The organism is Paenibacillus sp. FSL L8-0340, assembly GCF_038593145.1.
In the GTDB taxonomy this organism is placed as follows: domain Bacteria; phylum Bacillota; class Bacilli; order Paenibacillales; family Paenibacillaceae; genus Paenibacillus_AQ.
The window spans coordinates 284,560-307,644 of sequence record NZ_CP151967.1 but is presented as its reverse complement, the minus strand read 5'-3'; the positions used below and the strand labels follow the sequence as shown (position 1 = coordinate 307,644).

The window sequence follows — 23,085 nt, the reverse complement described above, 5'->3', positions numbered from 1 at the left end:
TCTGCTGCATGCTGCATGCGCCGGTGTTCTTTTTGTATGCCCGCATTATAGAGTAAGATTGCTGTTCCGCGAAGCTAACCCTACCATTGCTCCGCCATTCTAAAGGTGGCTGCCAGATTATCCTCCCCGGCGAGCGAGCTGACCACAAGCGTTACCGGTTCCTCCTGAAGGTCATATACAAGCTGCTGATTCAGAAGATTGACCACCACATCCTGATAAGCACCGGAAATCCCGGAGCCCAGGCCCTGCGTAATGACTCTGCCGCCCGTAACCGTCGAGCAGGTATAATTCACCTGCAGCGCCGTGTCATTCACGGAAATAGCGGTAGTGGGTGTCGGAAAATTAACAAAGCTGCCGTTAACGGTACCGCCGGCCACGATTTTGTAGCGGATGGGCGTTGACGCCAGAATTTCCACACCGTCAGGCCGGATCTCGGCGGCTACCCCTTCCGGAATCGTCAGCGCCCCATTTCTGCGGAAGCTGATTGCAGCGAAATCAGTACTGGTTACGGCGATGTTATCGCGAAACTCCGACGTAATCCGGCTGACCGCAAGCTGCATCAGGCTGACCGGAAACCACTTCCCTCCACTATCCACAAGAAAAATCTGAACACCCAGCTTTTCCTGAGAATAGAGTACATTAAATTGAAAAAAGTTTTCGGTGATATTATAGGTTTTGCTCACCACTTCCCTGAAGCTCACTTCAAACAATTCCTGGGCAAAGAGGGTTGCCGGACTTACATCATTGTTGAGGCCCGTTATATAGACCACTGCTTTGGCTGTTCCGCTATTTACAATTTTTACAACAGCCTGGCTGATCGGTCCTAATCCGCCGGTAGGATTCCTGGTGATCGTATTTGTAGTTAGAACTGGCATGGCTCATCCCTCCTTCCTATTAAGACAATTAGTATATTGTATGCAAACAAGGTAGGAAGTTTCTGGTTAAATGGCAAATGGCCAAAAAGCCGCGAATTCCAGAAGGTGCTTGCAAAGGAACAGGATTGCCATAAAATGACTGATGTGCTAAAATGAACACAACTTTTAGGAACGGAGGGTTGCAAATGAATGTGATAGATTATATCCGGATTCGTACTTTACGCGGCTAATCAGCTTTTAATAGCGCTAAAGCTCTGCCTTGTGCAGAGGACTCAGGATAGGTCTATCCATTTTTAAAGGCAACCCACAGATTAACCAGCGGACCGATAATGCTCCGCCGCATTCGCCTTTAGAAATTCGCACAGCCATAGACAAGGAATTACCGCATGCACCAGCGGTGGAATAGGCAGCTATTCCCCGTTGCTGATGCCGGTTCTTTCCTTTTACCTTCTATGGTTATGCCCAGCTGGAAGAATCATTGCATCCTTTAGTGATGCTCTCCCAGTCCTATTCTGTTTCCTCTACGATATTAAGCACAGGCCGCTGATTGCCTGTGTTTTTTTATGCTTTCGAAGCCAATTTTGCACGGAGTCTATTCAGTGAGGTTATGCTCACAAAACTAGGTGTATGCTTTCGAAGCCAGTTTTGCACGAAGCTTATTCAATGAGGTTATGCTCACAAAACTTTTAGGAGGTTGATAAATATATGGAATCCACACCACAACACGCAGTAATCGTCGGGGTTCAACTGCAGAATGAAACTAATTTCGCCTATGCCATGGAGGAGCTGCGCAATTTGGCAGCCGCCTGCAACATCAAGGTGATCGGGGAACTCAGCCAGAAAGCCAGCCGGATCAACCCCTCCCACTATATTGGCACAGGGAAGATTCAGGAATTGTCCCTTATGCTGGAGGACAAAGATACCCTTGTTATCTTCAATGATGAATTGACTCCTTCGCAGATCCGTAATCTGGAATCGTCGCTGGACCGCCAGGTGATTGACCGCACGATTCTAATTCTAAATATCTTCGCTGAACGGGCCAAAACCAAGGAGGCTCAGCTGCAGGTTGAAGTTGCCCAGCTGCAGTATATGCTTCCCCGTCTGACCGGAATGCGCGAGTCCCTCGGCCGACAAGGCGGCGGGGCGGGCCTGAAGAACCGGGGGGCCGGTGAAACCAAGCTGGAGCTGGACCGCAGAAGAATTGAGGAACGCATCTCAGCACTGCAGACGGAGCTGCAGACCCAGGTATCCAGGCGCCAGATTCAGCGGAAGCAGCGGCACAAGAATGAAGTCCCGGTGATTTGTCTTGTCGGTTACACCAACACCGGCAAATCGAGCCTGATGAATGTCATAGTAGAGACGTATCATCCGGGTTCAGGCAAGCAGGTATTTGCCAAGGATATGCTGTTTGCCACGCTGGAGACTTCGGTCCGCAGCATTAAGCTGCCCGATCAGAAAACGTTCCTGCTTACGGACACTGTAGGCTTCGTCAGCCAGCTGCCCCATCATCTGGTCAAGGCGTTTCGCTCCACGCTGGAGGAAGTGACCGAGGCCGACCTGCTGATTCATGTCGTCGATATTTCCGATCCGCAGCATAAGCAGCATATGGCGGTAACCGCTGAGACTCTGAAGGCGCTGGGCGCAGACGGCATTCCGACAATCTATGCCTACAATAAGGCGGATTTGACGGACCAGCCCTATCCTGTTGTCCATGAGGATTCTGTTATTCTTTCGGCTAAGCAGAACAGCGGAATCGCCGAGCTTACCGGGCTGATCCGGGGGCATGTCTTCAATGACTATATCCAGTGTGAAATTCTGGTTCCGTTCGATCGCGGCAGCGTCGTCTCGTACTTCAATGAGCATGCCCATATTCAGAAGATCAGCTATGAAGAGCAAGGCACAAAACTTCAGCTGGAGTGCAGGACGGCCGACTATGAAAGATTCCGCGGGGATTTCATCGAGCTTCCGCAATAACAAGGTGCAGACAGAATAGGAGCTTGCCTCAGGTCCGGTGACCAGGGGCAAGCTCCTTTGTGGTTTAACTAAATACAGCTATGGAGGAGACCATTTTATATTATATATTCGGTGTCCCTGATCAAATTTCACCCTTGTGATTCGTAAGACGTTGCCACTTCGCTACCTTGCTTCCGTGCTTCCTTGCTTCCTTGCTTCCTGCTTCCGTGCTTCCTTGCTTCCTGCTTCCTGCTTCCGTGCTTCCTGCTTCCTGCTTCCGTGCTTCCTGCTTCCTGCTTCCGTGCTTCCTGCTTCCTGCTTCCGTGCTTCCTTGCTTCCTAGCAGCTCACGGATTCATTAACGGGATTTACTGCCGCTATATAGAGATTACTCCGACAATCGAACACCTAACGGAAATTCTGCCCGCTAATATTTTATAAAAAGGCTTTATTGAAGAATAAGTCCATATTAACGCCATGTATTCCCTGTATATCCCTCAAAAGGGCTGTCTGCACAAATATAGCGGGCATTTTTCCCGGTGCAATCATCATTTGCTGCTTTTCTCATAGATGCCAGTATCTTCGTTGAGGCTGCCTTCCCTGGAGATTAGCTGTACTCTTCTTCTACTTCTACTTCTACTTCTACTTCTACTTCTACTTCTACTTCTTCTTCTTCTTCTTTCTCTCCCTCTCCCTCTCCTTCTGCTGCTTCCTCTTCCTACTCTTCACCCGCAGCACGCACTCCCTAGGCCTCAAAAGGCCGCTGCCGGACCGGCCTCGCCAAGCAGCAGCGGAAGCATCTCCGTCAGGCTGCCAAATTCCTGCTGCAGCAAGGGCAGCACACCACTGCTGCGGATATTGCCGCCGGTCACGCCGAGCGCCGCAAATCCGGCCAGACGGATCGAGATGACACCCGCCGCTGAGTCCTCAATGCCGACCACCCGGCGGCGCTTCTCCGTACCCAGGCCCAGGCCGATCCTTGCCGTCTCGGCATATAGCCAGGGATGCGGCTTCGGCGACAATTCACCCAGCGTGCCCGCCTGGCCGGGATGAAATGTCTGCCCGGCCGTAATGACCGCATCGTACATGCCGAACGGATCGCCTAGATCCAGCGTCCGGAAGGCTGACAGGATTTCCGGCCACGCCTTCTCGTACAGTCCCGAGGTTACAAGCCCAATCTTTACGCCCTTAGATTTCAGGGTCTGGAGGAACTCTCCCAGACCGGGCGCAGGAACAAAAGCCCCCGGCTTCCCCCGGCCCTGCATAATCTCATTCATTTCATAATGGGTAATGTCAAAGTAAAGCTGACGGGCCTCCTCTACACTGTGCTGCGGACAATATTTGGCTATGCAATACTGCAGATGCTCCGACACGGAATGCCCGGAGACATGCGGCTCATCTCCGGGGCGCAGCGCGAAGCGGGGATTTCCCTGCAGCCGGGCTACCGTCTGCTCAATAATCCACATCCAGAAGCCTTCGCTGTGGACACTGGTTCCGTCCAGATCCATCAGCACCGCTTCTGCCGGACCCTCGAAAGCTGCATCGTAAAAAGGATACAGCGCTGGGGAACCCATCGAAGACTTCACATAACAAAGTGTTTTGTCTTCATATATGATAAACTCAGTCTTCCGGTCCTTCGGTGTCAGAATAGCGGAAACACCGCCAACTCCCCTGCGGAATAACCCATCTCCTCCGCTCTCCTGCTCAAAGAAGCCGGCGGCCAGCTGTGACATTCCAAGACCAAATCCAGGCAATTTCTTCTCCGTCATCTCGCCCAAACCCCCATAGAGATCTTATAGCTGACGATCTTTTTGGCCGGTATCGTCACTGCTAAGAGATTGGCAGCCAGCTGCAGCTCCGGCTCAGCCAGAAGCGTTTCGTCCATCCGGCAGCACTGCACCTGCTCCGGGGCGATGCCGAAGGTGATGTCCGCCTTCTGTTCCGTATCCGAACCGTTAAAGAGCCGGAGAATAGTTCCGCTGCCATCCTCCGCCTGCTTCACACAGCTGACATGAAGGGCAGGGTTATTCAGCGTAAAGAAGCTGGCCTCTGCCGGAAGCGTGCCCTGCCCACGGCCGGAGGCTGCGAGCCGCACTGGAGTGTACAGCTGCGCCGCCTGTGCAAGCAGATCTGCCTCCTGCCAATCTCCTTCATGTACGTGGATGGCATATTCGAAGCTTTGCAGGCCAGGGCACTGAATGCCCTGGTCGGGCAGCTCCGTCAGCTTCTCTTCGCTCACTGCCAGCTTGATCCGGCAGGCCCGGATTAAGGTTAGCGCCAAGGTACTGTGCTCATCCTCAAAGGCTTCATATTCATAGATCCCTTTGGGCAGAACCGCGAGTCCATCTCTTCCATCCGTCATGTCGGCAAAGGTGCGCAGCGGATGAGTACCTTCGGCCCGTTCCGCCCAATCCGTGGAATCCGGCAGCGGGATGGGCCGTGATAACACATCATAATGGCTGTCGGCCCAAGTAACCCCGGTACGCAGCCCTGTAGGGAAATTGGCGCGCAACCAGTGATCTTTGGCCCTATTATCTACCGTTAGCTTCACAAGTACATGCTTGGCGCCCTTTTCCAGCGTATAGGCTACCTTCACCGGAAGCTTTGCCATTACCCGGCTGCGCGACTCTCCGTCCCCGTAATCTGCCGGAACCGCAAATTCATACTCCGCTTCGATCGTACTGCTCAAGGGACCGCTCACCGTTACCGCTACCTGGCTCGGCACACCAAGGCTGCTGTATTTGCGCTCATGCAGAGGAGACACATGCTTCCAGGCGTTTCCGTTCTCTCCCTGATCGCTCAAATAGTTGAGGCTGCTATAGCTTCTGCCGGTCGTTTTATTGTGCAAATCCAGCGTCCCGTCAGGATTCACCTGCACTTTCAGAAATTCATTCTCCATTGTGCCGGGTCCTGTAATCAAGGTGCCGCTGCTGCGCAGCTCGCGCGCCTCCGGCACAATCCGGTACGCCCGGTAGCCGAGTCCGGGCAGACGGGTCAAGCGGGCCAATAACCGGATGCGGCGGCTCTCCAGGATCGTGGGCACATCCCATATGCTGTCCACGAACACGCTGGAATTGCCGCTGGCAATGGCCTGGCGTTCTACCAGCGGATCCAGCGCCGAGCTTAGGCTGACGGAAAGGGCCCCATTGACTCTCGGCACCTCCAAATCGAGCAGCACGATAGCATTCCGTTCCATCGGCAATGGATTATAAACGATCAGCTGCATCTCATCCTGCTCCATGCCTTCGGGTGACAGCTGCGAGGCGATGTACGCCATCGCATCCTCCGTTACGATATCTCCAATATCGCTGGCTTTCCGGTATCTATACTCCATATCGGCGCAGACGTTGTCCGGCGCACAGCCGCCGTTGGCATCATGGGTATGGTTGGACAGTAAATACCGCCATCCCCGCTCCATGTATCCAGCGGGATAGGCGGACCCCAGCGCCGAGGCCAAGGAAGCGAGCGGCTCCGCATAATACACCAGCGCATTGCTGGCCGAGAAGTCCATTTGCTTCAGATAGGTTCTCGCACTGATCGTTCCCGGGAACAGGAATGTCCACATCCCTTCCTTAAGGTAAGACCGGCGCTCCCCCGTGAGGACAGGAAGATGCTCCCGGTCCAGATGTTTTTGCGCCTCCTTCCAGAAGCCCTCCAGATCTGTCTGCTCGATGTTATATTTGTCCCCCAGCAGTTCCCGGGCATCGGCAATAATCCGCGATTCCAGAGGATGGGCTACCGAAATATCGTGCCCATGCATCGCCAGGAACACTTCAGTCGTGAAATGGCGGCCTTCACGCTCAATCATGTCCTCAACCGCCTGCTTCAACTTCTCCTTGTCGTATTGGACAACCGGTGACTTTATCTCGTAAGCCTGATCCTCTCCGGACAAGGTATCCGACAGCCGGAAAGGCAGATCATTCTCCTTGCCCCACTGATAGGTCTTGTCAAAAACCGTACCGCGGGTCACTGCACGGTGAACCTGGTAATACCAGTTATAACGTGCATACAGGCCAAAACGGCTGGCAAGCACCTGCGTTCCGTCAGGCGCGCTCCAAATCCACTCCGCATCGGCCTCGTGATGGGAGATGCCGCGGTAGAACATCATTTTATCAAGTCCGAAGTCCTGGAGAATCTGCGGCAACTGCCCGGTCTGCCCCCAGGAGGACGGGGTGTAGGCGACCGTTCCTGTCTTACCGCCAAATTTCTCCACCACGCTCCGGCCCAGGATCAGATTACGGACCAGCGCCTCATGCGAGATGCTGAACTCTTCAGCCAGCGTATAATATGGGCCGGCGATCAGCCGCCCTTCCTGCATCAGCTGTTCAAGCTGTCCCCTGCGCTCCGGCCGCATTTCCACATAATCCTCCAGCAGGATGGAATGGCCGTCCAGCGTAAAAGACGCATAGTCCGGATCAGCGGCGAGAATATCCAGTGTCGTATCCAGCATGGTCAGCAGATTCCGGCGGGTCCGCTCAAACGACCGCCGGAACTCCCGGTCCCAGTGTGTATTAGAGACAACCTTGATTTGTTTGATATGGGAGGTGTCTGGTTTCATGAGCTTCCTATCTCCTTTGTCATTCCAGTCTCGGGGAACTTCATTCTGCGGGACCCGGGCGCAGGGTCAGGGAGAAAGCTTCAGGCTCCTCTGTGCTCCCGCTGATCCGCAGCCTGCCGCTGCTGGTCATCTCCACCAGCGGCCTTGGAATGTCCCCGCCCTCCTGAATATCCAGAGAGAATACAAACGCCGCTTGCCGCAGATGGGTGAAATTAATGCTTTTACGCAGGCCGGAATACAGCACCATATCCACCAGGATGGCATCCTCGTCCGTGTGGATCTCCCAGCCCCAGCTCCGCTTGGCTCCTGAATGTCCCGTGAATGCCGCGAACCATGTGGTTAGACGCAAGACGGTCTCTCCTATCTTAATCACAGCCCCGTCTTCTACAGTTTCGGTGAAGATGCCGTCCAGGCTGCCCCCGATCTCCAGTCTCAGCCGGAAATCCCCAGCCTCAATCTCACCGTCAATGCGGTCTAGATTGGGGTGCGTATCTCCGCCATTGGTCAGAAAGTCCACTCCAAACAGGAGATGCCCCTGATCCTGTCTGGCTTTGAAACGGGCTGAACAATAGTCATAGCCGTCATGCAGACAGCGGAGCTGAATATAGGAGGGTGAACCATTATTATCCACGTAAGCCACCAGCGGTCTTCTCTGATTCCACAGGTCGCTGTCTGTAAAGGAACCTATGCTAACCTGCGGGGTCATAAAGGTGACTGCCCATTTGCCGCTGCCGTCGCCCGCATTTCCTTCGTAGAGCTGCCGCACTTCTTTTGTCCCCCTAACCTTAAATGCATCCAGATAAGCTGCTGGGCAATAGAATCCGCTCTTGTACCACTCCTCTTCATAAGGCAGTTCCTCCCAAGGAAAAAACATAACCTCCCCTTGAGTTGCGACCTGCAGAAAAGCCTTACTCTGATCATTCAGAAGCGTCTGATAGGAGCGTGAATGCGGCCCGGACCATTGGGCGGTCGCAGGATGATAATACCCGGCGACCGTCTGCCAGGTCAGCTCGATCAGCTCATCGCTGAGCCTTTTTACCGTGCTGTCTGTAGTCTCGGAACGCAGCTTGGACAGCTCCAGAATAGCGATATAGGTATAGACCGGGCTGTTGTACTCCTGAAAGGCCCCGCGCTGCTGTGTATACGCATACAATTTTTTCAGGCGTTTCAGGCCGTACTCGGCATAATCCTCGCGGCCCAATTGCTCCCCGGCAATTCTCGTAACGAAGGCTCCAATAATGGCAATATTGGTGTAATCCGGACCGACATTCCGCTTCATAATCGCCTCGCAGGCATATTCAATAGAGCGTATGACGTCTTCACGCAGAGCCTCCAGAAAGCGCCAGCCATGGCGCGACAACGCCTGAATCAGCCGGCTGCCGCAGAAATCGGCCCAGTTCCAGTCCGGAGGCGACATTTGCGCAAGCGGCTCTTCATAGAACCATGACCAGATTCCGAAGGTATCATGGCTGCGGTCTGTATCCTGCAGGGAAATCACCTGCCTGATAATATCAAAGGCCCGCTGCTCCAGCTCAGCCAGCTCGGTATCCAACAGCCCGAGTGCATACGAAAGCGAATCTCTGGTGGAATGGATAAACTCCGCCTGCTTCAGCGTTGTATGATATCCCGGGCTGCCGAACGGCGAGCGCAGCATGCAAATTCCCGGATCATATCGGGACTCCAGCATGCGCATTTTACGGATCAGCATTTGCTGCTGGTCTATCCCTTGATTGGTATTGCCGGTCATCTTGTTCATCGATCTCCCTGCCTTTCTCTGGTAAAACGGTTTGGCTGATCCTACTGGGCCAAGGCCGGATCACCGACCCAGACCCAGATCTAAATTCAGATCCAGATTCAGTGCCTGCGCCAGCAATTGCATGACCAGCCCCTGCCCGTACAGCGACGGGTACAGCGCAATTTCGTTATACGCCTCCTCCGACGGCATGACGGGGGTGCCTCCCGACACCCCCTGCACCTCACCGTTATCCTGGATAAGCGGGAGGATGCCTTCAATTGTGACCCGGGCGCTGCCAAGATAAGAAGGTTCGAGCATACCGTGCCTGACTCCCTGAATGAAGCCGCAGGCGATGCCCGCGCTCCCCGATGTTTCCTGGTAATAGTCCGGCCTGTCGAGCACCGTATGCCAGAGTCCGCCTGTGTCCTGGCAGGACCTCAGCGCTGAAGCAAGCTCCGAATAGCGGCTGTACAGCTCTTCAGGAACCGGTACAAGCCCCTTGATCCCGGCTACAATTTGCGGAACGGCAAGGGTAATCCAGGCGTTGGCCCGCGCCCAGCGGACCGCCGACATATGGCTGCCCTCCCGGCAGTTCCAGCCGTGGAACAGCAGGCCCGTCCCCGGGTCCTGCAGCAGCCGCAGATGAAGCAGAGTCTGCTGCAGCGCAGCCTCGGCCATGCCGCGGTCTCCGGTGAGACTGGCGAGCCGCGCCAGAAACAGCACAGCCATATATACCGTATCTGCCCATACCTGCTCAGGGAACAGGGCCGCTTCAGTGACGGTATGCTCCAGCGCGCCTTCCCGGGTCCTCGGTGCATCTTCCAGCATCCAGGCGGCGGTTTCCTGCGCTTTATGCAGAAACCACTCATCCCCTGTCCGCCGGAACAATTCGGGGAACACGGCATAAGGAGCCATGGAATTAATGACTTTCACGCCTTCTGCCTTCTGCTTATTCCGCTCCACCCATTGCAGCAGGTAATTCATGGCCTTGTCCTGTCCGCCAGCCGCTCCATAATCCAGTATGGAAATCAGCCCTACCCCGGGGACCCAGTCCCAGTGATCCATGTCCATTCCCCAATTTCCTTGGTGCCGGGGGGAAATCATACATTCGAACAGCAGGTCCAGCTTTTCCTGCAATAACTGCTTAGTATCGGGCATGCTGAAGCCCCCTTGGAACATTGTTCATTCCCTCAGGATCTGCCTGCACCGGTGATTCCCCTTGAAACGGAATCTCCCCGAACAGCGCCTTAACCGTCAACGCCACCGTATCTTCATGCAGTGAATACGCATTTACCAGCGTGTCGAGAAACGGCATATCCCGGAGCAGGTACGGTGTGGCAAAAGAGATCCCGATCGGGTGGATCGTCTCCGCATGCTGCATCGCCCAGATCGCCTTGGCAGCCTCCCCCACCGGCCGGGCCGTGTTCATCATGCCGTGGAGCGGCAGAAAATAAGGCGTGAACGCAGCATCCCAGCGAATCCCGGATTGTTCCCACTTCTGCAGCGTATTCAGCGGTTCGAATTCATCCAGAATATCCACCTGCAGCCCTCTGGCCTTCAAGTGCCCGACAAACAGCTCCATGCGGTCATATTTGCGTCCCTCTGTCACTTTGTTCAGCATAATGACGAGAACTCTGCGGGTCGTCTGCGGATTCAGGGGCAGGAGATTTCTCCGGTTACGGACCAGCGTAATACACCGCCCGGCAAGTGTCGTGCTTAGTTCTCTGGCCTCCCGGTCCAGCTCAGGATGCAATTTGTCATTCAGCAGCGGCGCAGCGGAGTGATCCCGGCCCTCGGCATCCAGATGCTGCATACCCAGTTCTGCCTTCATCTCCAGAACCCGCCGGACACTTACGTCCAGCCGTTCCATCGTTACCTTACCGCTGGCGACTGCCCTTTCCATGACTTCAAAATAGTTCACACCCGGCCATAGCAGCACATCGGTCCCGCAGTTGAAACAATCTATGGTCCGCGTCTCATAATCGCCCCAGGCCAGAAATCCGCCCATATCCAGCGCATCCGACAGGACAACTCCCTCAAACCCCATACGCTTCCGCAGAAGCTCCGTTGTAATACGTGCCGAGACCGTAGCCGGAACAGGCTTATTCCCCTGCGCATTCGCCTCCAGCCAGGGAAGGGCGATATGTCCCGTCATATACGACATCACGCCCTGATCAATCATCTGCCGGGACACCCGGCCATAAGTGGCGAACCATTCCTCTTCGGACAAACCGTTGATGGTGGTAATGATATGCTGATCCCTGTAATCCACCCCGTCTCCCGGAAAATGCTTGGCACAAGCGGCAATACCGTAATCCTGCATTCCCCGCATCACAGCGCTGGACAGGCGCAGTGCCCGCTCCGCATCATCTCCCAGACAGCGGGTCGTAATCACCGGATTCATCCAGTTCAGCAAAAGATCCGTACCCGGTGCCAGCGCCCAGGTAAACCCGGCCGCACGCCCTTCGATTGCTGTATACTTGCCGTACTCGTAAGCCAGCGCTTCATCATCTACTGCGGCAAGGGCAAGCAGCGGAGGAAAAGCGGTTAAGCTTTTGACTGCAGAGCCAGCCCCGAACTCCAGGTCGCCCGAGAACAGCAGCGGATATTTGCTGACCTTCTGAAGCAGCTCCACCCACTCGCGGTATTCCTCCGCTTTTCCGGCAGCCTTCTGAATCACCTCTCCGCCGATAAAGAAGCTGCCCACCGGATATTTCTCCAAATACGCCCTTATAGTCCCTTCGTCCATCCCTTGGAATGGCAGCCTGCCCGCATGATCCTGCATCGTCTGCCCGATCTTTTCACGCAGGCTCATGGATCGTAAGGTGCGCTCTACCCAGTCCCGCTCTTCCTTAGCTAATGCCTTTCGCATGGTCACGATTCCTCCCGGTAGTTTCTAACCCCAGTGTAACGAAACCCGGCGCCACTCTAAATAAAGGCAACTACAAAATAAGTTCAAAATTCTATAAACATATAGAATCTTCTACATTTAGCAAACTGAAAAACCCCGCTGCCTCGTGATCCAAAGCAGCGGGGGAGGCTGGCCGATCCTTCGATCAATTCAAACTGATTTGAAGGTTCTTGTTTAACTTGTTATTCTCCTTGTTCATCTCCTCATACCGCCAGATATCGTTGACAAAAAAGCTGATGGTGAAGTCTCCGATGGTCGGCACTGTCCACCTTGGCGTTCCCTGGGCACTGCTGTTGGCCGTAAGGGTAATTTCCTCGCCCGGCTGGATCACCGTGTTATTCGTGTCCGACCAGGATACGACCCCGCCGTTAACAGAGAAAGCACCGCCTGTAATCTGCCCCAGCCCGGTGGAATTGTTCAGCGGGGTAGGACGCACGCCGACGTTTTTAACCTTGGCCCAGAAGATTAAGGAATCGCCCAGCTCGGGGGTCACATGGCTGGAAGGTGTGCCGTCGCTGTTTACAATATTCCAGCCGACCTCCGTGACGGTTAGATCCGCCATTGGAGCCGGGAGTGTTGACTCATAGCCCTCGAACTCGAAGCCATGCACCATTACCGTTCCAGTGTTATGGACGACCTCGATCCGGTGCAGCCCATAATCCAGGCCCGTCAGCTCGTAGACGATCTTGTTGTCGCCTTCCAGCCCTGCCTGGGGAATGACAACGGTCTCCTTATATTGCCCATCAACGTACACATCCGCGCTGCCCATATTGCTCTTAATATCCGATCTCCAGCGGACACCGATTCCGTTAAAGTTAAACACCGCCGACGAATCCGGCGAGTAGGTTACATGGGACACCCCGTTCGGCGCTGTTTCAAACCCGGTATAGTCAATATAGGCATGGTCATGCTCTACCGTGTACCAGTCGGACACCGGAACATAAAGCCCTTCCTCCAGCTTGAAATAATCGAGATTCGCTCCGTTGCCAGCGGAAGTGAAGCTGATCGTGTTATAGCCCGGCTGAAGTGTAACGCCGAACTGTCTGGCCGTAATGTTGCTGTTCCAGCTGCCTGTTGAAGGCAAGGTAACCGTGGACTGCCTTTGTCCGTTCACGACAATATTTTTCTTCGAATCCTGATTGGAAGCGTATGCAATAGTCAGGGTATAGCTTCCGCCCACTTCCGAATACAATCCCTGGATGGAAATGCCGCCTCCATGGGTCTGTTCCACAACCTTTCCTCCGGATGCACTGCTGTTGTTACCAATTCGCAGAGGCAGGGCAAATGAGGCTGCTTCCGCTTCAAACTTGGTGGGATCACCCGGGACATGCGGCGTGATCGGCATGGCCGATGTAGTTGCCGATACGGCCGGGCTTAATGCTGAAATATTGCCGAAGTCATCCACGGCTTGAACCCTGTAGCTGTACTGCGTTTCCGGGGCCACACTATAGTCGCTGAAAAAGGTTATCCGGCCCGGAACCGTCATCACCGGAGTAACCCCGCCGTCACGGTACACGTTGTAGCTGACCACCGCATCATTGTCAGCCGAGGCATTCCAGGTCACCTTGATCTGCTCATGGCTGAGCGCTATAGCTGCAGGACTTCCCGGTACTGTCGGTGCTTCTGTCTCCAGTTTATCCAGAATATACTGGACTGTTTCGCCGGCTCCCAGGGTAACCGTAAGGGTGATATTCGGAGTTGCCGTAAGCTGCACGGTGGAATGTGCGGCAGCATAGGAATTGCCCGCTCCGAACACTTCTCCGGCATATTGCCCGCTGCTAGGCATGGTTACCCGAACCTTCATCGTCATCGGCTTTTTCTCGAAATTGACGAAGTTCAGCAGGATTTTATCCGATTCTGCCCCGATAGCCGAGGTACCCAGTGCCGACGTATCTACCGCGCGGAAGTAGACCTTTTTCATGTTCATGTTCGAGCTGCATCCACATGTATTCAGCACCTCGTAGCTTAGCGGACGGCCATGGGTAGCGTACGCGGCAGCCAGCCTGCGGAAAGTCTTCAGCCGCGTTTCTCCCGCCTCACTGCTGTTGGCCGGTACCGCAACAGTATCTTCATAACGGTGCGTGTTCCAATTGATCCCGGAAGCAAACAGCCCAAATTCCGTGCCGTCGTTAAAGAAAGCCGCATGCTGCATAATATGGTCCACATATCCAATATTTCCGCGCATCTCCCGGTCAAAAGCAGCAGCGAACCTGTAGGCATAGGTTCCATACTTCGTGTTGTCGGAATGGTTGTCATTGGCACCTGTTTCACTCATCGCCATCTTTTTGCCGAAGCCGTCATCTGCGTCGTCATAGACCTGCAGAGTCTCATAAAGGCTGCCGCCCGGCAGCGGCTGCACTCCCGTTCCGCCATAGCTGTGCCCATTCGTCACATCGGACAGCTCCTCGATCTCCCTGCGCTGCTCCGCGTCCCGCTCCCAGCCGTCGGGAGCTCCGTTATACGGCCAATACGCCCAACCCGGAGCAACAATCTTGAGATAGGGCTGACTGTTCGTTGCCCGTTCTTCATCCATCAGCTCGTGCGTAGCTACTACGGCTTTCTGGGCCCAGCCGAACAGTCCCGGTTCATTGCCGGTTTCGGCATACTGGTACAAATCACCGAACTTACTGACGAAGTTAGCGTAGTAACTCCGGAGTGCTGCCGGGACTGTGCCGCTGCTTAGCTCGCTGTTATTCCTCCAGTTGCCTCCTATGATATTGACCATCGGCTCAAGGTTCAGATCACGGAGCGTTGCCAGGTAGTTTCGCCCCTGCGGGTCCCAGCCTGTGCTGGTATCAGACCAGAATGAGGCCCGCATCCAGTTGCCGCTATAGGCAATACCCATCCACTTGGCCATAGGCCCCAAATGGCGGATCGCATGCTCGTCGTATTTGAAGGTTGCCGCGGCAATTGTACTTCCCAGATGGACATACCGTCCATGGATCGGCTCGACAGCCGGTGCATTCAGCGACTCCAGCTTGAAGTAATCCCACTCGAACCATAAATATTTGTCTCCGTTATAACCGGGAGCCTGCGGATCCGCGTACAATCCGCGATCCACGGTTAGCCGGACTGCATTTCGCCCGGTCTTCAGCTGTTCCTTGGGAATGTATAGCCTATAGGTTTGTTTCCAGGTATTCTCCAGCGTCTTCTCACCGTCATTCAGGCCGGTGATCTGAATAAGCCCGCTCATCAGACCGTTTGTAAATACAGCAAGCTGGGGAATAGCTGTGCTTGCATCGATAACTTTGAGGCTAAACTGGACTCCATATTCTGGAACCCGGCTCAAATGGAAGGAAAGATTCATGAATCCATTGGCATCGGCCTTCATGCCCTTGGGGACGTTATCCCAGTGGCCCGGGGGTACGGGAACTTGGAGAGTCTTGCTGTAGACATTGTTAAAGACGGTAAATTCTGCAGAGCTATTATCCGAATCGCCCACCTGCCACAACAAGGTCATCGGAGGTTCATAGGTTGATGCAGTCACCGTGCTATTGTGTACGGAATCCGCGGCCGCTTCTTGTGAATCGGCCTGTTGTTCAATCACCTGACTTGTAACAATTGCATCTTCAGCAGCGGCCGATGCCAAACCCTTTGACCCATCCGGTATCCAGAAGGTCATCAGCATCAACACCAGAATGAGCAGTAAAGCAATGTTTTTTTGAATTCGCACAATAAACACCCTCTTCTAATAAGGTAGATTCGGGGCACCCCAAGTGCTGGCTAGGCGAATATGAATACCCGAAATCCGGGCAAGCGGCCAATACGGCCAGGCTGTTTGCCGGATATCGGGTCTGCTACTGCTGCGGCTCCTTATTTGGCGGCCAAAAATGCATCCATTTGCGCTTGAATCTCGTTAATCACAGCTTCCAGTCCTGCGGCCTTCAGCTTGCTGTTCATTTCTTTGAGGATAGGTTCCGGATCTTGCTCCCCGGAGTACAAGGTATTCTTATACTGCTTCGTAATATTGATCAGTGCCCCAATCTGCGATTGCACCTTCGTCGAATCAAATACAAATCCGATAACCGGCGAAACTTTGGAGTTCTTGTTCCAGTCCGTGTAGAGCTGCACGCGTTTCGGGTCTTCATTCTTATTCAGGTAGTTGAGCAGCACGTTCCCGATCATCCAGGAGGATACGGAGTTGTAGCCGCTGTCCGCAATGAAATCAACAGTGTTCTCGCCAACCTTGTTGTAGTGTTTGCCTTCAATACCGAAGGTAAGCAAGTTGTAGAGGACAGGATCTGTATGAATCAGGTTCATAAACATCATAGCGCGTTCCGGATTCTTCGATGTTCTGGAGATGGCGAGCATCGAGCCCTGCAAGCTTTTGGTGCTTACTTGAACCGGAAGCAGCGTTTTGATAATCATCGGTTTCTCAGCGAGCCGGGTCCAGTCGTTGGTGGATGTAGGATTCATATTGCCGTACACGAACCAGGCTTTGCCGCTTTTCACCGCATCCTTAAGCTCGGTCTTGTCAGTGGCTCCGTTCTTGTTGATGTATCCGGCCTCATACCACTTGCGGATCAGCTTAAGTCTTTCCACAATTTCAGGAGTGTCATATTCGTTGAACACCTTCATGGTTTTGTAATCAAGCAGCGTTGGAATTTCATTGCTTCCGTCCAGATCTTCACTTTCCGGATACACCGTGAACCAGTTTAGGCTGTCTGTATGGTTCATGAACAGCGGCGACATGGCCGGCTCCTTCTCTTTAATGGTCTTCAGCATCGGCTCGATATCCTCCAGCTTGGTGATGCTGTTCACATCGAAGCCGTACTTGTCGACAATCGCCTTGTCAAAAGCGAACCCTACGGATTGGCCCAGCTCTTTTTCGGTTGGAACCGCATACAAATGTCCGTTTACAGTAGCCGCTTGCAGATAAGCTGGGTTGATCTGTGCCTTGGTTTCTTTGGCGTAGGTATCCAGCAGCTCTTCCAGCGGCAGATACGCGCCTTTGGCAGCATTGGTCATGAAGTTCCAGGTAAAGACCATGTCGAACACTTCACCGGATTGGATCATGAGATTCACTTTATCCGCCGGTTTATCCCAGCTCAGCTGGTTAATCTTGATCGTGGCATTAATTTTATCCTTCAAATAAGCATTGATGGCCTGCTCAACAGATGCTACATCCTTATCCGGACCGCCCGGGAGATACAGGGACAGCTCCACCTGCTCCAGCTCATTTGTTGTTTCGGCTGCTTCGGTTGCTTTGGCAGTTTCAGTGGCGGCTGGGGCTGCTGTGCTTTCCGCGGTTTTCTCGGGGGCGGCGGTTTTATTGTTATTATTATTCCCTGAGCACCCGCTGAGTGTCATTCCAATCATAAGTACAAGTGAAAGCAGTAGACCCGTGCCTCTTTTACCTGTCATTACTCTTTTCCTCCCTTTGACTTGAAAATATATGCTAAATCGGTGGATTCCGAGGTTAGCCTTTAATGGACCCAAGCGTTAAACCCTTAATGAAATAGCGCTGGAAGAACGGATACGCCAGCACAATCGGACCGATTCCGATCAGCGCCATCGCCATGCGGATGGTTTCTCCCGGCAATTTGGCCAGTTCTGTGGCCGAGCCTTGAATCAAGGCGCTGTTGCGGCTCAGATAATCCGCCTGCGAGATCATTTTATACATCAGGTATTGCAGGGAATAGAGCTTGGTGTCGGTAATAAAAATCATGCTGTTAAACCAGTCATTCCAGTAATGCAGGGTGTTGAACAATCCAATGGTGGCAAAGACCGGCAGGGAGAGCGGGAACACAATCCGAAAGAAGGTTCTTAGTTCCCCGGCACCGTCAATTTTGGAGGCTTCAATCAGCGCAGGCGGCACAGACATCTGGAAGTAGGTTTTCATAATCAGCACGTTGAAAGGAGACAGCAGCATTGGGATAATCAAGGACCATATGGAGTTTTTCAGATCCAGCACCTGGGTGTACACCATGTACCACGGCACCAGCCCCCCGCCGAACAGCATCGTGAAGAAGATCAGAAAAGCGAAGAAGCCGCGATATTTGAAATCCGTCCGTGAGATCGGGTACGCATAGAGTGAAGAGATAAATACGCTGAGCAGTGTACCGACTACCGTCACAAAGATGGACACGCCGTAGGCTTTTGCAATGATGGTGTAATCCTTAAAGATATAGGCATACGCCTCCAGACTAAGCTTCTCCGGGAAAAATTGATAACCGTTGAGCACAATATAATCATAGTCGGTAATCGAAATCATAAAGACCAGCACAATCGGCAAGAGACAGGCTATCGTCAGGATGATAAAAATAATATGGAGTATCATATTCGTTACTTTGGATATTTCGTTATTGGTCACAGCTTCTCCCTCCTCTCACAAATTCAGAAAACGGCCTGGTCTTTGTCGACCTTGCGCACGATCCAGTTCGAGCCCAGGACCAGGAAGAAGCCGACCACCGATTGGTATAAGCCTGCCGCTGCGGACATGCCCAGATTGCCCATATTGATAAGCGCGTTGTATACATAGGTATCAATGACCAGCGTTGTCGGATACAGCGCCCCGGAGTTTAGCGTGGTCTGGTAGAACAGCCCGAAGTCGGAGCGGAAGATGCCGCCGATCGCCAGGATGGTCGTGATGATAATGACCGGCCGGATGAGCGGAATTGTGATATGAAGAATCTGCTTCCACTTGCTGGCGCCGTCGATCAGAGCTGCCTCATAGTATTCGGAATCAATGCCGATGATGGCCGCAAGATAAATGACACAGCCGTAGCCCACACCCTTCCAGAGGTTAATCAGCGGCAGAATAAACGGCCAGTATTTCGGCTCCGAATACCAGTTGATTTCATTCAGTCCAAACAGGGATAAGACACCTTTATTAATGAAACCGTATTCAACATTAAGAAAGGCGAACACCAGATAACTTACAACAACCATAGATAAAAAATAGGGAAAAAACATAATACTTTGATAAAATTTCGCGGCCAGCTTATTTCTCAGCTCGTTCAGGGCAATCGCAATCGAAACCGCAATGACCAGATTGAGAATAATAAACACGAAATTGTACAGCACCGTATTTCGGGTAATAATCCACGCGTCCGAGGTCGCGAACAGAAATTTGAAATTATCCATCCCCACCCACGGGCTTCTCAGGATTCCATCAACATAGTTGATATTTTTGAATGCAATGATGATTCCGAACATCGGCAAATAATTGTTGATGAGCAGAAAGATCAAACCGGGCAGCAGCATCAGCAGCAGCACCTTATGTTTCAGCAAATGCTTAAATATGGACCCTTTTTTGGCTCCCGGCCGGACCGGTGAGCTTTGTCCAGTGTTGATCGCGCTCCTCTTCTCATGAGTAATCATCACTTCCGCCTCCTGATTCCTTAAGCAGTCTCTCTCTTCCACGACTTAAGTTTAGCCGGAGAGCGGCGGCTTCTAAATAAGGTGATCTATAATAAAAGTTCGAAATCCTACAGTCTTTTGTGTTGAAAAAGAGAGGGCTTGAAAAACCACACATGCAAAAAAGAGCAGCCCATCCTGCTGGGCCACTCTTTTGTGAATAGATGTTCTTAAGTGAGTCTGTGAACAGACCACACAATGCCTGAAGATGTGCTGCCCAGATCCAAAGGAACCGTCAACCCATCGGATTCATAGAACAGGCCGATCACATCGCCTGCCGTCAACTCGAATTCTCCTGCCAAGGTTACTGTACCGTTACCTAGTATCGTGCGGAGCGTTAACAGGAGGGCAATGTTTACATTCAGCAGCGGAAATAACCCGCTTACCAAATCTGTTGTTACAGGCGAGGTTCTCCGTACCACAAAGGCCGGATCGACTCCTGCGCCCAAAGCTACCGAAATCGCAGCAGTTGTAGAATAATTGACGGTCGCTTCAATGGAATATCTGCCCGTTGCCGGTATGGTATAGTTCCCTGCAGTTTCATCGAATGTTGGACTATCATAATATGGCGACGCCACAGTCCAGCCTGTGAGCTGGGTACTTGTCGTAACCGAAAGTGCCGGCAGCAACGCCGAGAAGCCTTCAGTTGCAACACCCGCTCCCGTGGCTCCTGTTACACCGGTTGCTCCCGTTACACCAGTCGCTCCAGTCGCTCCAGCCTCGCCTGTTGCTCCCGTCACTCCGGTTGCTCCCGTTACACCAGTCGCTCCAGCCTCTCCGGTTGCTCCCGTTACACCAGTCGCTCCAGCCTCTCCGGTTGCTCCCGTCACTCCGGTAGCTCCCGTTACACCAGTCGCTCCAGCCCCTCCTGTTGCTCCCGTCACTCCGGTAGCTCCCGTTACACCAGTCGCTCCAGCCTCTCCTGTTGCTCCTGTTACGCCAGTCGCTCCAGCCTCTCCTGTTGCTCCCGTCACTCCGGTTGCTCCCGTTGCCCCAGTTGCTCCAGCCTCTCCGGTTGCTCCTGTTACTCCGGTAGCTCCCGTTACCCCAGTTGCTCCAGCCTCTCCGGTTGCTCCTGTTACTCCGGTAGCTCCCGTTACGCCAGTCGCTCCAGCCTCGCCAGTTGCTCCCGTCACTCCGGTAGCTCCCGTTACGCCAGTCGCTCCAGCCTCACCCGTCGCCCCAGTCGCCCCGGTCTCACCCGCGCCCGTTGCTCCTGTTGCACCAGTAGCTCCGGTTGCTCCTGGTAGTCCTGTTGCGCCCGTTGCTCCAGTCGCCCCAGTCTCGCCAGCACCTGTTGCTCCTGTTGCGCCGGTTGCACCAGTTGCTCCTGTCGCACCGGCAGGCCCGGTTGCTCCGGTTATTCCGGCAAAATCCCCCAACAGTTCAGCGGATACCAGCCGGTGTGCAGTTACTAATTGGCCGGTACTGCTCTTCCCCCACAACGAAACCTGGATTGGATCGTCTGCGGGGCTTTCACTCGGGGTTACGAAGATAAATTCAAAAGCATCCAAATTGGCAAAGTAGTTGGAAGTTATTACTTGATTTGCAGCAACGTTGATAGATTCACTGACATACAGATCCCGCACTCCACCCAGCAAGTAATAACCTTGAACAGTCACTGTCGAAGCCTCAATACTACTGCGGTTATCAATTCTGACGGTAATCTGCTGAGTCGGTCTCACACCGCCAACCATGTTGTTTTCTATCGGTCCTGTGGACAAAAAAACCATTACCCTACCACTCCTTCTAAAATAGATTTCGATTGTGCGTTTCCTGCTGATTCCCCCTTCTCCCAGTACGCCGGTCTCGTTGCCATAATTTTATGGCTTGGACTATTCAATCCAGCGCATACTGAGTGATTTATATACTAATATTCCGGCCCTCTCCTGACGGTGTGGACGTCAGCTGCACTCTCATAAACAGGGCTTGGCATTCCTCCGAAACAGGTGTCCGCCCAAAACCGCCCGCAAGGGCTTCCGGCGCTGCCGGTTGAAACCACAAAGAGACTGTTCCGCAGCCCCGGTCGGCTTCAGCACAGTCTCTTATCGCAATACAGCACATTTTCAGTTCACATACATTCCGGCCTGCTGCGTACTCCCGTCAGCAGCTTACTCGGTCCATCCTAATCCTCACTTAACAGATTCTCCAGACTGTCATCCTTCAATGGATCTTTAGGGTTGAACTCGGGATAAATATACTCCTCGTGCTTAAAAGAATACCCGGTAGCCGCGATATCCAGCATCCGGTTCAGCCGCTGCGTCTCGCTGCGCAACGCCTCCTTCAGCTCCTTCTCCCCGGAGAGGATCTGCAGGTACAACTGCATCCGCGGACGGTCACCCGAGTCGCGCGGCTCGATCGAAACCGTATTGGGATCATATTGGTCCATGATTTGCGGGGAGAGCGGATATATTGAATCTTCTGCGGTAGGATAAAATTCCGAGAAATGCCCCAGCCCCGGAGCCATGTTGGGGAGCTCCAGGATGCCGTCAACCACCGGCAGTGCCAGTGCCTGCTTGAATAAAATCGTCAAAAACTCCTTCGATTGCAAAAATTTCCAGACCTTTACCGCTGCCTCGCGGTTGGAGGCGGCACTGTTCACAACAAGCGGAGAATGTGGAATCATCATCAAGGCTCCGGCACCCTTTTGGGCTGCTGATGTTACCGGCGGCAAAGCCACTGCCCAGTCATCCTTTGGCATATATTCCTGCAATTTCACATAATCTTTGCTCGTTACGTACATCATCCCGATATTGCCATCGGCGAACTGCCGCAAGGCGCTGTTGCGCTTCAGCAGGGTTTCTCCCGGATACAGGCTGCCCTGTGCCTTCATATCCAGCAGCATCTGCAGCCATGGGGCATATCCGCTCAGATCATAGCGGCCGGTGCGGTAATTATAAAGATAAGTCCCGCTGTAGGTACTCGACATCTCAAGTCCCGTCTGCAGACTATACTGGCTGTCTCCCGCCGGCAGGCCAAATCCGTATTTATTTACACCGACCCCGGCCTGGCTGATCTTCCCGGCGAACCGCTCCATATCCGCAAACGTAACGGGCGGCTGCTCCGGATCAAGACCGGCATTGCGGAACAGCTGCTTGTTGTAAATCAACCGTACCGTCTCAATACTGGAGGGCATAAAATAAATGCCGCCCTTATAAAGCGAGCTGTCCGCAAAGTCTCTCGCCCAAACCGGGAACCTGTCTAAATCGCCGGTATTCAGAAAAGAAGATAATTCGGCCAGATACCCCTTCTCCACATACGTTGCCAGCCAGCCATTATCGACGCTGAACACATCCGGCCCTTGACCTGATGTCATCAGCATGTTCAGTGTATCCCCATAGACATCTGTTGAAAGATTCATGATTATAATCTCAATGTGGTCCGGATTGCTCTTATTGTATTGATGGATCGCATTCTTCACTTCCAGGTTCTCCGTCCAGTCATATAGTGCAATTCTGATCTGGGTAACCGGGACTGCCTCAGAGGCAGGTTCGGAAGCGAAATCAACCAGCAGCGGACGTTCATAAGCAATGGCATAGGCCACAAGCCCGCAAAGGACCAAGGTAATTCCAAGGAAGAGGATTCGTTTCACCGTGCACCTCCTGCGTTGACATCAAGACTTATCGCGTTTTACAATGGATACCAGCTATTGGGTTAAACTCATTCAGCATTTAATATATTCCAATAATATCCGT

At 53.2% G+C, this 23,085-nt stretch carries 13 protein-coding genes; 1 reads left to right on the top strand and 12 read right to left on the bottom strand.

Annotated features, from left to right (window positions below; translation table 11 throughout):
* Positions 1 to 80 precede the first annotated feature (80 nt).
* Entirely contained in the window at positions 81 to 875 is a 795-nt protein-coding gene (locus NST07_RS01420; RefSeq protein WP_342480948.1) for a hypothetical protein, read from the bottom strand.
* A 705-nt stretch (positions 876 to 1,580) separates the two neighbouring features.
* Here NST07_RS01420 and hflX point away from each other — a divergent pair.
* A complete protein-coding gene (gene hflX / locus NST07_RS01415; protein WP_341089254.1) occupies positions 1,581 to 2,849 on the top strand; it encodes a GTPase HflX in 1,269 nt (422 codons plus the stop codon).
* A gap of 730 nt (positions 2,850 to 3,579) precedes the next feature.
* Here hflX and NST07_RS01410 read toward each other — a convergent pair.
* The 11 genes from NST07_RS01410 to NST07_RS01360 form a co-directional block, all read right to left on the bottom strand.
* A complete protein-coding gene (locus NST07_RS01410) occupies positions 3,580 to 4,596 on the bottom strand; it encodes an HAD family hydrolase (RefSeq protein ID WP_342480947.1) in 1,017 nt (338 codons plus the stop codon).
* A complete protein-coding gene (locus NST07_RS01405) occupies positions 4,593 to 7,385 on the bottom strand; it encodes a glycoside hydrolase family 38 C-terminal domain-containing protein (protein ID WP_342480946.1) in 2,793 nt (930 codons plus the stop codon). Before NST07_RS01405 ends, NST07_RS01410 begins: the two co-directional genes overlap by 4 nt.
* Before the next feature lie 40 nt (positions 7,386 to 7,425).
* Positions 7,426 to 9,141, bottom strand: coding sequence for a hypothetical protein (locus NST07_RS01400; RefSeq protein WP_342480945.1), 1,716 nt, complete (start codon positions 9,139 to 9,141; stop codon positions 7,426 to 7,428).
* 60 nt (positions 9,142 to 9,201) lie between these two features.
* Positions 9,202 to 10,278, bottom strand: a complete 1,077-nt coding sequence (locus NST07_RS01395; RefSeq protein ID WP_342480944.1) for a glycoside hydrolase family 88 protein — start codon at positions 10,276 to 10,278, stop codon at positions 9,202 to 9,204.
* Positions 10,265 to 11,992: a glycoside hydrolase family 3 N-terminal domain-containing protein gene (locus NST07_RS01390; protein WP_341377048.1), complete on the bottom strand. Its 1,728-nt coding sequence runs from the start codon at positions 11,990 to 11,992 to the stop codon at positions 10,265 to 10,267. Before NST07_RS01390 ends, NST07_RS01395 begins: the two co-directional genes overlap by 14 nt.
* 184 nt (positions 11,993 to 12,176) lie before the next feature.
* On the bottom strand, positions 12,177 to 15,704 hold the full coding sequence (locus NST07_RS01385) for a carbohydrate-binding domain-containing protein (protein WP_342480943.1): 3,528 nt from the start codon (positions 15,702 to 15,704) through the stop codon (positions 12,177 to 12,179).
* A gap of 140 nt (positions 15,705 to 15,844) precedes the next feature.
* Positions 15,845 to 17,395, bottom strand: a complete 1,551-nt coding sequence (locus NST07_RS01380; protein ID WP_341089245.1) for an ABC transporter substrate-binding protein — start codon at positions 17,393 to 17,395, stop codon at positions 15,845 to 15,847.
* 55 nt (positions 17,396 to 17,450) lie between these two features.
* Positions 17,451 to 18,344 carry a carbohydrate ABC transporter permease gene (locus NST07_RS01375; RefSeq protein ID WP_038584856.1) on the bottom strand — a complete coding sequence of 298 codons (894 nt, stop codon included), beginning with the start codon at positions 18,342 to 18,344 and terminating at the stop codon, positions 17,451 to 17,453.
* 23 nt (positions 18,345 to 18,367) lie between these two features.
* Positions 18,368 to 19,354: an ABC transporter permease subunit gene (locus NST07_RS01370; protein ID WP_342480942.1), complete on the bottom strand. Its 987-nt coding sequence runs from the start codon at positions 19,352 to 19,354 to the stop codon at positions 18,368 to 18,370.
* Positions 19,355 to 19,560: 206 nt separating this feature from the next.
* On the bottom strand, positions 19,561 to 21,123 hold the full coding sequence (locus NST07_RS01365) for a collagen-like protein (RefSeq protein WP_342480941.1): 1,563 nt from the start codon (positions 21,121 to 21,123) through the stop codon (positions 19,561 to 19,563).
* 392 nt (positions 21,124 to 21,515) lie between these two features.
* A complete protein-coding gene (locus tag NST07_RS01360; RefSeq protein ID WP_342480940.1) occupies positions 21,516 to 22,982 on the bottom strand; it encodes an extracellular solute-binding protein in 1,467 nt (488 codons plus the stop codon).
* Positions 22,983 to 23,085: the final 103 nt, after the last annotated feature.